The sequence below is a fragment of the Bradyrhizobium sp. USDA 4369 genome, assembly GCF_054056435.1.
Window position 1 is genome coordinate 1,024,125 of sequence record NZ_JBSRYH010000001.1, and the last position, 13,517, is coordinate 1,037,641.

At 66.3% G+C, this 13,517-nt stretch carries 13 protein-coding genes; 8 read left to right on the forward strand and 5 right to left on the reverse strand.

The window, feature by feature from the left end; translation table 11 throughout:
• Positions 1-35: 35 nt before the first annotated feature.
• A complete protein-coding gene (locus ACVIJ6_RS04850) occupies positions 36-569 on the forward strand; it encodes a GNAT family N-acetyltransferase (RefSeq protein ID WP_456771720.1) in 534 nt (177 codons plus the stop codon).
• A gap of 156 nt (positions 570-725) precedes the next feature.
• On the forward strand, positions 726-1,160 hold the full coding sequence (locus tag ACVIJ6_RS04855) for a DUF2147 domain-containing protein (RefSeq protein ID WP_456771721.1): 435 nt from the start codon (positions 726-728) through the stop codon (positions 1,158-1,160).
• A gap of 106 nt (positions 1,161-1,266) precedes the next feature.
• On the opposite strand, the gene ACVIJ6_RS04860 is transcribed toward ACVIJ6_RS04855, so the two are convergent.
• The gene (locus ACVIJ6_RS04860) at positions 1,267-2,418 is read right to left on the reverse strand and encodes a DUF3095 domain-containing protein (protein WP_456771722.1); all 1,152 of its coding nucleotides are present in this window, start codon (positions 2,416-2,418) and stop codon (positions 1,267-1,269) included.
• Positions 2,419-2,566: 148 nt separating this feature from the next.
• On the opposite strand from ACVIJ6_RS04860, the gene ACVIJ6_RS04865 reads away from it, so the two are divergent.
• Positions 2,567-3,370: an RMD1 family protein gene (locus ACVIJ6_RS04865; RefSeq protein ID WP_456771723.1), complete on the forward strand. Its 804-nt coding sequence runs from the start codon at positions 2,567-2,569 to the stop codon at positions 3,368-3,370.
• 176 nt (positions 3,371-3,546) lie between these two features.
• On the opposite strand, the gene ACVIJ6_RS04870 is transcribed toward ACVIJ6_RS04865, so the two are convergent.
• Positions 3,547-4,263: an MgtC/SapB family protein gene (locus ACVIJ6_RS04870; protein WP_012041609.1), complete on the reverse strand. Its 717-nt coding sequence runs from the start codon at positions 4,261-4,263 to the stop codon at positions 3,547-3,549.
• Positions 4,264-4,412: 149 nt separating this feature from the next.
• Here ACVIJ6_RS04870 and ACVIJ6_RS04875 point away from each other — a divergent pair, with 149 nt between their 5' ends.
• Positions 4,413-4,802 carry a hypothetical protein gene (locus ACVIJ6_RS04875; protein ID WP_456771724.1) on the forward strand — a complete coding sequence of 130 codons (390 nt, stop codon included), beginning with the start codon at positions 4,413-4,415 and terminating at the stop codon, positions 4,800-4,802.
• Between the two features lies 1 nt (position 4,803).
• Here the strand turns inward: ACVIJ6_RS04875 and ACVIJ6_RS04880 are convergent, their stop codons facing one another.
• Entirely contained in the window at positions 4,804-7,098 is a 2,295-nt protein-coding gene (locus ACVIJ6_RS04880) for a heavy metal translocating P-type ATPase (protein WP_456771725.1), read from the reverse strand.
• 231 nt (positions 7,099-7,329) lie between these two features.
• Between ACVIJ6_RS04880 and ACVIJ6_RS04885 the strand changes: the two genes are divergently transcribed.
• On the forward strand, positions 7,330-8,310 hold the full coding sequence (locus ACVIJ6_RS04885; protein WP_456771726.1) for a Bug family tripartite tricarboxylate transporter substrate binding protein: 981 nt from the start codon (positions 7,330-7,332) through the stop codon (positions 8,308-8,310).
• 30 nt (positions 8,311-8,340) lie between these two features.
• Here the strand turns inward: ACVIJ6_RS04885 and htpG are convergent, their stop codons facing one another.
• Positions 8,341-10,215, reverse strand: coding sequence for a molecular chaperone HtpG (gene htpG / locus ACVIJ6_RS04890; protein ID WP_456776902.1), 1,875 nt, complete (start codon positions 10,213-10,215; stop codon positions 8,341-8,343).
• A 68-nt stretch (positions 10,216-10,283) separates the two neighbouring features.
• On the reverse strand, positions 10,284-10,790 hold the full coding sequence (locus ACVIJ6_RS04895) for a MarR family winged helix-turn-helix transcriptional regulator (protein WP_456771727.1): 507 nt from the start codon (positions 10,788-10,790) through the stop codon (positions 10,284-10,286).
• A gap of 131 nt (positions 10,791-10,921) precedes the next feature.
• Here ACVIJ6_RS04895 and ACVIJ6_RS04900 point away from each other — a divergent pair, with 131 nt between their 5' ends.
• The 3 genes from ACVIJ6_RS04900 to ACVIJ6_RS04910 are packed head-to-tail and all read left to right on the forward strand — an operon-like array spanning position 10,922 to position 13,344.
• Positions 10,922-11,464: a VOC family protein gene (locus ACVIJ6_RS04900; RefSeq protein ID WP_456771728.1), complete on the forward strand. Its 543-nt coding sequence runs from the start codon at positions 10,922-10,924 to the stop codon at positions 11,462-11,464.
• A gap of 51 nt (positions 11,465-11,515) precedes the next feature.
• On the forward strand, positions 11,516-13,153 hold the full coding sequence (locus tag ACVIJ6_RS04905; RefSeq protein WP_456771729.1) for an FAD-dependent oxidoreductase: 1,638 nt from the start codon (positions 11,516-11,518) through the stop codon (positions 13,151-13,153).
• A complete protein-coding gene (locus tag ACVIJ6_RS04910; protein WP_250173174.1) occupies positions 13,150-13,344 on the forward strand; it encodes a DUF2783 domain-containing protein in 195 nt (64 codons plus the stop codon). The genes ACVIJ6_RS04905 and ACVIJ6_RS04910 overlap by 4 nt, the downstream gene beginning before the upstream one ends.
• Positions 13,345-13,517 lie beyond the last annotated feature (173 nt).

A 13,517-nucleotide genomic window follows, 5' to 3' on the forward strand; every position in this document is an offset into this window, starting at 1 on the left:
AAACACCGTGAATTTGGAAAAAGCGAGCCGCTTTCATGAGCATCGAAATCGACATATTGAATGGCGACGCCGCCTGGCCGCAAGTCAAACCGCTTTATGATGCGATCTGGCCGCCCGAGGTGGTCGCCGGATTACCCTGGGCCGGTATCACATTTGCGCATGCCGACCTGCGCGTTCTGGTGCAGGATGAGACCGGTGAGGTCGTCGGCCATGTCGGCCTCTATCGCCGCGTCGTGACGTGGAATGGACAGAAGATCAATGTCGGCGGCATCGGCGGCGTGTTGACGCGCGCGGACCGGCGCAATCAGGGGTTGGCCACCGTGGCGCTGAACGCCGCCATCCAGACCTTCCGCCATGAGGACTCCATCAATTTCGCCATCCTGTTCTGCTCGACAGATCGGATCCCGTTCTACGCCTCGCGAGGCTTCACGCCGTTCACGGGCGACGTGTATGTCGAGCAGCCGCAGCTGGGCCGCGTCCGCTTCGATGCGCTGTCAGCGCTCGTGCACGACATCAAGCGCAGCGCACCGACCCGCGGCACGCTCGACCTGCGGGGATTGCCGTGGTGACAGCCACGGTACCGGCCGCCGAGACGTTTGAACAAGAAATTGAGACGGCACGCTGCCGCCCACCCGATCGTGATGAGGCGCCGTTGGACAACAAGCGCCCGGCGATTGCATCGCCTAAGTTTGCTGCTAAGGAATTCCGTCTCATCGGGGGTTCAGATGACTTACAGACTGCGTTTAGCCGCTCTTGTCGTTGTTGCGCTGGGCCTCGCGCAGCCGGCCATGGCAGCGGATGATCCGACCGGCACCTGGCTGACTCAGGCAGGCGACGCCAAGATCAAGGTGACGAAATGCGGCGCCGAGCTGTGCGGGACCGTGACCTGGCTCAAGCAGCCGATGGACACCGACACCGGCAAGCCGGCTGTCGACAACAAGAATCCGAATCGCGCGCTTGCCAACCGGCCGATCATCGGCCTGCAGCTGTTCGAGGGCATTCGTCCGGACGGGCCCAACAAATGGTCAGGCAGGATCTACAACGCCGATGACGGCCAGAGCTACAACAGCCACATTTCGGTCTCCGGGCCGGAGACGTTGAAGGTCGAAGGCTGTGTCGGTGCGCTGTGCGGCGCCGAGACCTGGACCCGCGCGCGCTAGAGGTATGATCCGGAATGGTGGAAACCGGTTCCGGAGAGATGATGCTTAAACAGCGGGCTAAGAGCATGATGCGCTTCCGTGAAATCGCATCATGCTCTCAGCGCCTTCAGGCCAATGCGGATTTGAGCGCCGTCGCAGCCGACGCGTAACCGCCCTGTGCGCCGTCGATGAAATGGACGTGATCGGGGCGGATCGCCGACGGCGTGAAGCAGGTCATCATCGCCGCGTCCTGCCGATGAAGACCGTAGCGGACGATGCCTTGCGCCGCCGCGTCGCTCAGGCGCCGCTCCAGCTCCTGCGCAAGCTCCTCCGTGCAGTCGAGGATCATCCGCAGCGCGTCGTCGTATTTTCGAAAATCGGAATTCTCCACCACCTGTTGGGTGTAGAGGCGCGGCACAAAGCCACCGATGCTGATTCCGAATCGGATGACGGCATAGACGAACAGCGTGCGCCCGATCACGCGCACCCAGCGCGCGAACAGCGGGCCGCCGCGCGCCGCCCGCACCTCGTAACCCAGTCCCTGCGGCGGCCATTGCAGGACCGGCCCACCGGCGGGCACGGGCCGCCCGGCATCCGGACTGCGTTCCGTCAGCGCAATGATATCCTCGATAAGCTTACGATAGGCTTGCGTGTTCGCCCCCGCGGCCGGCAGCACCAGCACCGAGAGAATCAGCCCCCGCGACGACGGCATCAGCTCGAAGCGGCAGGACAATCCCGACAGATCGGGCTGGGTGCCGGGGGGCGCCGGCGTCACGGCGAACGCGCCGCGCTTCATGGCCGCCTCCGCCCAGCCCAGCCCGCCCCCTGCGAACATCGCGTAGGACAGATTGGCCGACGGTCCATAACGCGCCACGGACACGTCGCTCCCCTGCGCGCGGATCTCCCGCACGGGAACCAGGGCAATGCGCATCGACAGGCCGAGATCTTCCTGGACCCAGGTGGCGGTGGCGGCCAGCGCTTCGCGCGCCGCCGTGACGTCGGCCGGCCCGACCGCGAAGCTCGCACCGTCTCCTCCGAACACGAACGGGAATTCACGCCCTTCGAGCGCATTGGTCACGGCTGCGATGACCGCCGCTCCCGCCATGTTGACGGCCTTGTAGCGCCCCTCGGCGATCGCCTTGGTGGAGTCGACAATATCGGCTGTGCCAATCATCCAGTCGTCGGGCAGCGGCTTGTAGAGTTGCGGCTCCATCAGCCGCGAAAAACCGCGAAAAACCGGGATCGAGGCGTAGTAGTCCGCCGTGCTGGTTTGCGACATCGAGGGGTCATCCATCCGGATCGCGCCTTCAATGCGGAGCTACGACCGGCGCTGTCAAGCGGGTTCAACGACGAATGCGCGGGCGATCGGAGCGTCGAAGCTGGGCCGCGTTATCGATCCGTCGGTATTGGCGTGCTAGCCTCTCGCCATGACCACCGATCCCCATGCCATCCCACAACTCGCCGCCCGCGCGCTGCAGATCGCGGACCGTATCAACACCGCTGGTTTCGAGGGCCAGGTCCTGTCGGCGACGCCACTGGCGGTGCGCATCGGCGAGACCGGGATCGCGGTGGTCTTCCGCTATGGCGTTGTCGTCTTCATCGGCCTGTCGATCGCCGACGAGCTCAACTTCCTCGACCGGCTGAGCGGCCGCCTGTTCGGACCGATCGCTCCCCCTGAGGAAGAGACCGCCAAGGTCCAGGTCGCGGGCGAATCCGAGGAGCCGATCCCGGTCGGCGGCCCGATCCTGGTCAAGGAATTGTCGCTCGAGCGGCTCCTGATCGTCGCCGACGCGCTTGCCAAAAGCGTGGTGCTCGGCCGCAGCGAGCGCGAGATCGCCAACGTCTTCGATACGATCGAACCGTTTGCGCGCGAGCTTGCGACGCTGGGGCACACGTCGAAGAGCCGGGTGGCCATGCTCAAGCTGCTCGGCGCGGCGCTGCTGGTGCAGCATCGCGTGTCCGGCCGCGTGGCCGTCGGCGAGAAGCCGGACGTGCTGTGGGACCGCCCCGACCTCGAACGGCTCTATGCGCGGCTCGAGGACGAGTATGAGTTGAAAGAGCGCGAAGAGACGCTGAACCGCAAGCTCGTCGTGATCGCCGAGACCGCGACTGCGCTGGCCGACATCATCGATACCAAGCGCTCGCTGCGGCTCGAGATCATCGTCGTCATCCTGATCGCCTGCGAGATCGTGCTCGGCTTCTACGAGATCTTTGCTCGCTCCGGGCATTGATCAGCCTCGCGCCGTCGCGGCTCCGCGCATTCAGCTCGGGTTCACCCAGCGGATGGAACACTCCGTCAGGCTCAGTGAAGAGCATCGGGAGCGGAGAAGATGACGAGGGCGCGCAGTCGCCATTGGCACAGGGCCGAGCACCGGGCCAGGCAGCAGGCCCGCTACCAGCCGCTTCATCACTCCAGCGCACTGACGTTCCAGGTCGCATGACGTACGCCGGGCAGCCTCGACAACTCAGCCGTCACGCGGTCGAGTTCGGCCGTCTCGGCCGCAAGCGGGACCAGCGTGGCCGTGATCTCCACGATGTCATCGGACCGGTATGCGACCTCGGTCTCCCGCACTGGATATTTGGCGGCTTCCAACCGCTCGTCGAGCGCCTCACGCAGCTCCGCCACATGCAGGATGTCGGTGGTGACGACAAGCTCGTACTGGGCCTCGGACGTGGCCGCGTTCAGCGGAATGCGGTCGATGGCATTCACCAGCGGCCTGAGCAGGGTGTTGCCTGCCAGCACGAACAGCGTAAGCGCCACCGACTGCGCGACCAGATCCGCGCCCGCACAGGCGCCCACCGCAGCAGATGCCCACAAGGTCGCCGCGGTGTTCAGGCCGCGGACATTCATGCCCTCCTTCATGATGGTGCCGGCGCCGAGAAAGCCGATGCCCGACACCACATAGGCAATGATCCGGACCGCACCGTCCGCGCCGGTCAGCCGGTTGCCGAGATCGACGAAGGCGGCCGCTCCGACCGCGACCAGCACGTTGGTGCGCAGGCCCGCGCTCCGCTGCCGAAATTGCCGCTCGGCACCGATCAGCGTGCCCAGCACGAAGGCGGTGAAGAGGCTCACGAGCGTGTCGAAGAAATCATAGAGCTGGAAGGTGTTCAGGAATCGCATGGGCAACCGGTTGTGTTTGTGTCACGCTCGAGAGGCTGCCGAAGGACGGCAACGCGGGATCGCGGCCGGACCGCCGCGGCGAGGCCGTTTTCTTAGGCCGTCCTTGATCGAAATCAAATCCCATTCCCTCCAGTGTAATTTAGGCTGATATGATCAACAGGCAGATGACGCCATTGTCCGATACGCGAAGGGATCACAGTCCCGCCGTCCGGCTGGGACATGATGCGGTGAGCGCGGTCAGGCTCTCTCAAGAGCTTACCGCAGACATCGATGCCTGGGCCGAGACGCACCAGACCACACGCTCCGATGCCATCAGCCAGCTGGTGACGATCGGGCTGCATGCATCCCGACCGACAGCAATGTCGGAGACCAAGGTGCAAGATCCGCTGGCGATCGAGCAGAATGCGATCCGGCTGATCGACCAGATGCTCGATCCCGGCCTGCCGGCCGACGAGCGCGAGCGGCGGATACGCCGGCTGATCGAGGGGCCGGCAGAGTTTGCCGGCGAGCGGATCGACCTGCCGAAACATCCCGGATGAGTCACGCAGCCGAGCGTGCCGCGACGGCTTCGTAGATGTCATCCTCCTGCGCCGTGTGCATCCGTACCAAGGTCTCGATCGCCTCGATCACGCGCTGGGCGTCGCGGATCAGATAGCGGTCGACATGCTCGGAGGGCAGATCCTCGGCGAGGCGGCCGAGCAGCCGCGCGAGGTGCAGGATCTCGCGATGTGCGCGGCTCATCGCCGACAGGCCGTGGCTGTCCTGCAGCAGCCGCGCGAGCCGGGGATAGACCGATCCTTCATCATCCCGCTCGTGCGCGACGACCTGATCCTGGACCACGGCGTTGGCCTGTCCGATCAGGCTGACGGCCTGTTCCGGCGTCGCCTCGTCGAGTGCGTCCACGATCGCACGCAGGCGATCGAGCCCGCGCAGCAGCGCCTTGTGATCATGCCGCAATCCGCGACCGTCTTCGGCGCTGATGCGGCCGGCCCGGCCCCGGCCGGCCGGGAGCAACGCGCGCAAGGCGTTGAGGATGACGGCAATGTCGATCGCCTCCTGCACCAGCGCCGCAGGCACCGGCTGCAGCAGCCCAAAGGCGGCGGCGCCCATGGCGATGAACGACAGCGCCATGCCCACGACGATGCTCTCCAGCGCAATCCGCCGGGCGCGCTGGGCGATCACGATCGCTTCGCCGACACGGTCGAGCCGGTCCGCGAGGATGACGACATCGGCCGCCTCCGACGACGCGCTGGCCCCGCGGGCGCCAAGCGCGATGCCGACATCGGCGGAGGCCAGTGCCGGGGCGTCGTTGATGCCATCGCCGACCATGATGGTCGGATGCAGCCGCTGCTCGCTCTTGACCGCATCGACCTTGTCCGACGGAACGCGATCCGCCAGCACCGCATCGATGTCGAGCGCCGCGCCGATCGCCTGGGCGGCAGCGGCGCGATCGCCGGTGACCATCACCATGCGCGCGATGCCGGCCTCGCGCAGCCAGCGGATGGCGCGTGGCGTATCCGCGCGCAACTCGTCGGCGAGCAGCAATGCCCCGATCGGCCGGCCCTCGACCGCAACGAATACGATCAGCGCCGAGCGCCAGGAGGCGCGACGCATGGCGCGGGCCGCCCAGGGCGGCGGCGTCTGAGTGCCCAGCACGAGATCACGCGAGCCGGCGCTGACGCGGCGGCCATTGATCACCCCTTCGAGTCCAGCGCCCATGGTCTCGCGGACCGCGTCCGGCACCTTCAGCTTCAGCCCGCGGTCGCGGCCGGCCTGCACGATCGCATGGGCGACGACGTGGTGCGACGCCTGCTCCAGCGAGGCGCCGAGCAAGAGGACGTCATCGGCGTCCTCCCCCGGCGCGGCTTCCACCGACAGCAGCCGCGCGCCGCCGACCGTCAGCGTGCCGGTCTTGTCGAACAGCACCGTGTGGGCGCGCGCCAGCGCCTCCAGCTTGCCGCCACCCTTCACCAGGATGCCGCTGCGCGCCGCCTGGGCGACACCGGCGATGAAGGCCACGGGCGCGGCCAGGATCAGCGGACATGGGGTCGCGGCCACCAGGACGGCGAGGCTTCGGATCATGTCGCCCGAGGTGAAGTAAGCGGCGGCCGCGATCGCGAGGCTCACCGGCAGGAAGATCAGCGCATAGCGGTCGGCCAGCCGCACGAACGGCGTCTTCGCGGTCTGCGCCGCCGTCACCAGCTTGACGATGCCCGCATAGGTGCTCTCGCCCGCGGTCGCCGTGGCGGACAGCTCGAATGTCTCGCCGGCATTCAGCGATCCCGACAGGATGGCCATGCCGCGCGTCTTGGTCACCGGGATCGGCTCGCCCGTCAGCGCCGATTCATCGACCACCGCGCTGCTCGTTTCCACCACGCCATCGACCGGGACGATCTCGCCCGCACGAACCATCAGCCGGTCACCGACGACGACGCTGCCGACCGGAATATTCTCGATCTCCTCGCCGCGACGGCAATGGGCCTCGCGCGGAGCGCGGTCGACCAGCGCCCGCAGGTCGTGCTCGGCGCGCGCGACCGCGATGTCCTCGAGCACGTTGCCGCCGGAATACATCAGCGCCACCACGGCCCCGGCCAGCGGCTCGCCGAGCACAATGGCCGCGCTCATCGACACCAGCGCGATCGCATCGACCCCGATCCGTCCGGCCATGACATCGCGGACGATAGAGACGACGAGCCCGGCGATGACGGGGACGGTGGAGGCCGTGAACGCGATGCCGGCGAGATCGGCCCGGCCGGCCAGATGCGCGAGCCCGCCCGCAGCGAGGCCGCCGACGGCGATTGCGACAAGGGTCCACCGCAGGATGCGCTCGAACATGGGATGCCGGTTCCGGATTGCGCCGACACTATTGCTGCTGCGGCCGTTGTCGCGCTTGAGCGAAATCAACTGGCGTCCTCCAACGGTCTGGCCAGGCCCGGGCCGATGACAGGCCGGCACGGTTAACCTGCCGAAAGCCGATCGTGATTGATACGAATGCGTTCCTTTACGAAGTGAACGCAAATAGCGGTTAGGCTCACCCTCCCAGAACATGCCCAGATGAAGGCCGGCATGCCCAACGACACGACGATCACACGACGTGCCCTGCTCGGCTGCGCCGCCTGGAGCGGCGTTGCGGCCATCTCACCGGCGTTCGGGGCAGCCGACGTCCCCTACCCGACCAAGCCGGTGACCTGGGTGATCCCGTTCGCCCCGGGCGGCGCGACCGGGCGGCTGTCGCTCCTGGTCTGCGAGCAGCTGTCGCTGCGGCTGGGCCAGCCCTTCGTGCTCGACCACCGTCCCGGCGGCGGCGGCAATCTGGCGACGCGCAGCGTCGCGAGCGCCGTGCCAGATGGCTATACGCTGCTGGCGACCTCGACCGCCAACATCATCAACGCCGCCCGCGCGGTCCCGCCGGGTCCCGACGGCGACATCATCCCGGTCGCCGGGATGGCGCGGATGCCGCTGCTGCTGCTGGTCAACAAGGAGCTGCAGGTGAAGACGCTGGCCGACTTCCTGGCCCATGCCCGCGCCAATCCGGGCAAGCTCAGCGTCGGCTCGGCCGGCCCGGGCACGGTGCAGTTCGCGTCGGCGGACCTGTTTCGAACTCTCGGCGGCATCACCTGGTCGATCGTCGATTATCGCGGCTCGGGCCCGGCCCTCACCGACCTTGCCTCCGGCCATATCCACGCGATGTTCGACAACATTGCCTCCGCCCTCGACCTGCTGCGCAGCGGCAAGGTCCGGGCGCTCGCCGTCTCGACCCGTGAGCGCTCCCAAGCCTTCCCGGAGCTGCCGGCCGTTGCCGAGGTGCTGCCGGCGTTCGAGACCTCCGGCTTCTACGGCGTGGCGGCGCCGCACGGCACGCCGAAGCCCATCGTCGACCTGCTCAACCGCGAAATCAACGCCGCGCTGACCGATCCCGCCATCACCCGGCAATTCGCCGAGATCGGCGCCACCCCGATCAGCGGCGATCCCGGCATCTATGCCGCGACCTACCGCGCCGAGATCATGCACTGGCGCAAGGTGGTGCAGGCGAGCGCGAAGAACTGACCTCCACGCCCGCATCCGCCTTGCCGGGCGCTACGCCGCGGCGATGCCCTGCAGTACCAGCCGGTTGAGCCGCGCCGCGAACGCGGCCGGATCCTCCGGCAATTCACCGTCGAGAATCTGGGCCTGCTCCAGCAGCAGGAACGACATGTCGTCGACCTTGGCCTTGTCGGCTGCCGCCTTGGCGATGGCCACGACCAGCGGGTGGCGCAGATTGATCTCCAGGATCGGCTTGCTGCGCGCGCCGCGCGCCTGCTGCGACAGGATCCGCTCCAGCTCACGGTCCGGACCGTGGCTGCCGGCGACGAGACATGAGGCACTGGTGGTGAGCCGGGTCGAGACCTTCACGTCGGTGACATGATCACCGAGGCTCGCTTTGATCAGCGCGATCGTGTCGGCCTCGTCGGCCGCCGGCTTCGCCTCGTCCTCGGCCTTCTGCTCCTCGCTCAGCGGGATCGGATCGAAATTGATGTCGCCCTGGCTCAGCGACTTCAGCGGCTTGCCGTCGAATTCGAGCCGCGCCGAGGTCCAGAACGCATCGACCGGATCGGTCAGGAGCAGCACCTCGACGCCGCGCGCCTTGGCCGCCTCGAGCCGCGGATTGGACTTCAAGCGCTCGATGCTGTCGCCGACCAGGAAGTAGATCTCGGTCTGGTTCTCCTTCAGCCCCTCGACATATTGCTTCAGCGAGCGCTTCTCGCCCGACGTCGTGGTGAAGCGCGCCAGCGCCAGCAGCTTGTCACGCCGCTCGAAATCCTCGTACAGGCCCTCCTTGATGACGGCGCCGAACGAGTCCCAGATCTTGTCGAAATTGGCCGCGTCCTTTTCGGCGAGCTGTTCCAGCTCGCTGATCACGCGCGTGGTCACCGCCTTGCGGATCTGCGCCAGTTGCGGATTGTTCTGCAGCATCTCGCGCGAGATGTTGAGCGGCAGGTCCTCGCTGTCGATCACGCCGCGCACGAAGCGCAGATAGGCCGGCAGCAGATCAGCGTCGTCGGTGATGAAGACGCGGCGGACATAGAGCTTGACCTTGCCCTTGCGCGCCGGCTCGAACAGATCGAACGGCTTGGTTGACGGCGCGAACAGCAGCACGGCGTAGGAGTAACGGCCCTCCGCGCGATAGTGCAGCGTCATCGCCGGCTCGTCGAACGCATGGGCGATCGACTTGTAGGCCTTGGTATAGTCTTCCGGCGTCAGCTCGGATTTGGAGCGCTGCCACAGCGCGCTGGCCGAATTGATCTGGCGCGGCTCGCCCTCCTCCGGCACCAGCATGATCGGGAACTGGATATTGTCGGAATAGGCGGTGACGATGCGCTCGATCTCGTAGGTTTCGAGATATTTCTTGGCGTCGTCCTTGAGGTGGAGCACGATCTCGGTGCCGCGCGTCACCCGCTTGGCGTCCTCCTCGGAGGCCGGTGCGACCTCGAAGCCGGCGCCGCCGGCGGAGGTCCAGGTCCAGACCTCGTCGCCGCCGGCGCGGCGGCTGATCACGACGATGCGGTCAGCGACCATGAAAGCGGAGTAGAAGCCGACGCCGAACTGGCCGATCAGGCCGCTGCCGTCCTTGGCCTCCGACAGTTTCTGCACGAATGCCTTGGTGCCGGAGCGGGCGATGGTGCCGAGATGATCGATCAGCTCCTGGCGGTCCATCCCGATGCCGCTGTCGGCAATGGTCAGCGTGCTCGCGGCCTTGCTGGGGATCACCCGGATCTGCGGTGCCTCGCCCTCGCCGATCAATTCCGGCTTGGCGATCGCCTCGTAGCGCAGCTTGTCACACGCGTCGGAGGCGTTCGAGATCAGCTCGCGGAGGAAAATGTCGGTCTCGGAGTAGACCGAGTGCACCATGAGATGGAGCAGCTCGGAGACTTCAGCCTGGAAGGAATGGCTAACGGTGGCGGTGTCGGTCATCGTCGTGCGTTGGCCCATGCGATCAATGGTGGGGAGAGACCGTCGATATAGCGCGGCCGCGGCACCGATCAAGGCTTCCGGCCAACAGGATCGTCAACGGCCCGCTCCGCAGCCGCGAGCAGCTTGTCGATCACCGCGTCGAGGGTGGCGAGCTCCGCGGCCGAGAGCACACCCAGCAGATCGCTCTCCCGGGCCAGCGCATAGGGCACGATCCTCCTGTACAGCCCGCGTCCGGCGGCGGTCAGCGTCACGATGCGCTCCCGCCCGTCCTCGGGATCGCGGCTGCGGCTGACGATGCCGCGCGCCTCCAGGCTCTGCATGGCACGGCTGACATTCATCTTGTCGAGCGTCGTCAGCCGGCCGATCTGTTTGGTTGGCAATCGCGGCTGCTCGCCCAGCGCCGCCACGATGCGCCATTCCTGCCGCGACAGCGCAAACCTGTCGGCATAGACCTCGGCGACCGCCAGCGACACCTGCTCGGCCAAGCGGGCCAGCCGGTAAGGAAAATAATCCTGCAACTTTAGATTGCATTCATTGAATCGGTCGATGTCGGTCTGTCGCACCTCGTCCGCCATCACAGCCTCTGCCCGCGTTCCTGACCCGCCCACGCTCGACGCTCATCTTCACTGGATTGATCCAAATCAAAGCCGGACAATCGTATCATCTGTTACTAATTTGCCAACCACGATAAAGGGAGGAGCAGATCATGCAGATCGAGAAGATCCATCACGTCGCCTATCGCTGCGTCGACGCCAAGGCCACCGTCGAATTCTACAAGAAGGTCCTCAACATGGACCTGCTCGGCGCCATCGCCGAGGACCGCGTGCCCTCGACCAAGGCGCCGGATCCCTACATGCACATCTTCCTCGATGCCGGAAACGGCAACATCCTGGCCTTTTTCGAGCTGCCGAATTCGCCCCCGATGGGACGCGATCCGAACACCCCCGAATGGACCCAGCACATCGCCTTCCAGGTGAAGGACCTGGAGGAACTGGAGGAGGCCAAGGCACGCGCCGAGGCGGCCGGCCTCGACGTCGTCGGGATCACCGATCACACCATCTTCAAGTCGATCTATTTCCATGATCCCAGCGGCCACCGTCTGGAGATCGCGGCCTGGACCGCCACGCCCGAGCAGATCGCGCGGATGAAGTCCGTCGCCCATGCCATGGTCGACGAATGGGCCACGACCAAGAAGCCGCCGCGGCACACCGCCTGGATGCACGAGAAGGAATTCGCCGGCGTCGATTGAGCGACCACGCGTCTCAACAGTCCCGACCGCAACGCGCAAGGCGAGGCAGCCATGAGCAACTATGTCTATCCGCGATTTCCCTATGCGTGCTCGGCCGAGCAGCGCAGCGGCACGATCCGGCGGCACCCGGTCGTCGTGATCGGCGCCGGCCCGATCGGCCTGACCGCAGCGCTCGACCTCGCCGCGCGCGGCCAGCCGGTGGTCGTGCTCGACGACAACGACACTGTCAGCATCGGCTCCCGCGCCGTGTGCTACGCCAAGCGCCCGCTGGAGATCTGGGACCGGCTCGGCTGCGCCGCCGCGATGGTCGAGAAGGGCGTGAGCTGGAACATCGGCAAGGTGTTCTTCCGCAACCAGCTGTCCTATCAGTTCGACCTGCTGCCCGAACCCGGCCATCGCTGGCCGGCGATGATCAACCTGCAGCAATATCATCTCGAAGAGATTCTGGTCGACGCCTGCACGAAAAGCCCGCTGGTGGATCTGCGCTGGAAGCACCGGCTGGTGAGCCTGAAGCAGACCGACGATCACGCTGACCTTGCCGTGGAGACGCCCGACGGCATCTTCACGATGGAGGCGCAATGGGTGATCGCCTGTGACGGCGCCAATTCCGACACGCGCCGCATGGTAGGCGCCGAGTTCAAAGGGCAGTTCTTCCAGGATCGCTTCCTGATCGCGGACGTCCGGATGAAGGCGGATTTCCCGACCGAGCGCTGGTTCTGGTTCGACCCGCCTTTCCATCCGGGACAGTCGGTGCTGCTGCATCGGCAGTCCGACAACATTTGGCGGATCGACTTTCAGCTCGGCTGGGATGCCGATCCGGACGAGGAGAAGAGGCCCGAACGCGTGATCCCGCGCATCCGAGCCATGCTCGGCGAAAACACCGATTTCGAACTGGAATGGGTGTCGATCTACCAGTTCGCCTGCCGGCGGATCGATCAGTTCCGCAGGGGACGCGTGCTGTTCGCCGGCGACGCCGCGCATCAGGTGTCGCCGTTCGGCGCTCGTGGCGCCAATACCGGTGTGCAGGATATCGACAATCTCGCATGGAAGCTCGCGCTTGTGCTGCGCGGTGAGGCGCCCGAGAGCCTCATCGACAGCTATCACGAGGAGCGTGCGTACGCTGCCGACGACAACATCCTAAACTCGACCCGGGCCACCGACTTCATCACGCCCAAGACACGACTGAGCCGGCACTTCCGCGACGCCGTGCTCGACCTCGCGCAGCATCACGCCTTCGCGCGGCCGCTGGTCAATAGCGGCCGGCTGTCGACGCCGACGCCCTATGTCGCTTCATCGCTGAACACCCGCGATCGCACGAGCCTTGCCGGTGCCATGACGCCGGGCACCAATGCCGCGGATGCGCCGGTCATCATCGCCGGCCGGCCCGGCTGGCTGCTGAACTGCCTCGGCTCAGGCTTCACCGTGGTGACGTTCGACAGCTCCGTGTCCGCCGACGAAGTCCGGGTGGACGGCATCGCCGCGCGCGTGATCGTCGTCGGCCGGGATATCGCCGATGCCAAGGGCCTGCTCGCCGAGCGCTACGGCGCCTCGTCACCCCCGACCTATGTGTTCCGTCCCGATCAATATGTCACCGCCCGTTTTCCGCAATTCGACGAGACCGCGATCGCCGAGTCGATCCGGCGCGCCTGCGGCAAGTACGGCGCGGTCCAGCAGGAGCTTGCGGCATGAGCCTGACACTCACTCCGAATATCAACGATCCCGACGGCTTCTATGCCGAGCTGATCGGTGGCCAGCGCGACCTCAGCGAGGAGGACGCCTTGCGCATGAATGCACGGCTGGTGCTGCTGCTCGCCAACCATATCGGCGACCGCACAATTCTGAGCGAGGCGATCCGCCTGGCGCGCGCGCCGGGCGGCTGAGGCAGTTTGCCATCGGCCCCATCGCCCCGCTGATTTGATCCCGATCAAAGCGCAGCGGGCGCATCCTGCGGCAGACATCAAGACCAGCCGGCGGCAGATGCGCCGGCTCATGGCGCGTCGGTCCAAACCAACGACGCTGGCGGATCCGAGACAAGATCCAAGATTGGATCGAA

Coding starts and splice junctions, on each gene's coding strand:
- ACVIJ6_RS04855 (WP_456771721.1), top strand. CDS start 726: ATGACTTACAGACTGCGTTTAGCCGCTCTTGTCGTTGTTGCGCTGGGC.
- htpG (WP_456776902.1), bottom strand. CDS start 10,215: ATGACCGACACCGCCACCGTTAGCCATTCCTTCCAGGCTGAAGTCTCC.
- ACVIJ6_RS04905 (WP_456771729.1), top strand. CDS start 11,516: ATGAGCAACTATGTCTATCCGCGATTTCCCTATGCGTGCTCGGCCGAG.
- ACVIJ6_RS04885 (WP_456771726.1), top strand. CDS start 7,330: ATGCCCAACGACACGACGATCACACGACGTGCCCTGCTCGGCTGCGCC.
- ACVIJ6_RS04865 (WP_456771723.1), top strand. CDS start 2,567: ATGACCACCGATCCCCATGCCATCCCACAACTCGCCGCCCGCGCGCTG.
- ACVIJ6_RS04870 (WP_012041609.1), bottom strand. CDS start 4,263: ATGCGATTCCTGAACACCTTCCAGCTCTATGATTTCTTCGACACGCTC.
- ACVIJ6_RS04880 (WP_456771725.1), bottom strand. CDS start 7,098: ATGTTCGAGCGCATCCTGCGGTGGACCCTTGTCGCAATCGCCGTCGGC.
- ACVIJ6_RS04860 (WP_456771722.1), bottom strand. CDS start 2,418: ATGTCGCAAACCAGCACGGCGGACTACTACGCCTCGATCCCGGTTTTT.
- ACVIJ6_RS04875 (WP_456771724.1), top strand. CDS start 4,413: ATGATCAACAGGCAGATGACGCCATTGTCCGATACGCGAAGGGATCAC.
- ACVIJ6_RS04895 (WP_456771727.1), bottom strand. CDS start 10,790: ATGGCGGACGAGGTGCGACAGACCGACATCGACCGATTCAATGAATGC.
- ACVIJ6_RS04900 (WP_456771728.1), top strand. CDS start 10,922: ATGCAGATCGAGAAGATCCATCACGTCGCCTATCGCTGCGTCGACGCC.
- ACVIJ6_RS04910 (WP_250173174.1), top strand. CDS start 13,150: ATGAGCCTGACACTCACTCCGAATATCAACGATCCCGACGGCTTCTAT.
- ACVIJ6_RS04850 (WP_456771720.1), top strand. CDS start 36: ATGAGCATCGAAATCGACATATTGAATGGCGACGCCGCCTGGCCGCAA.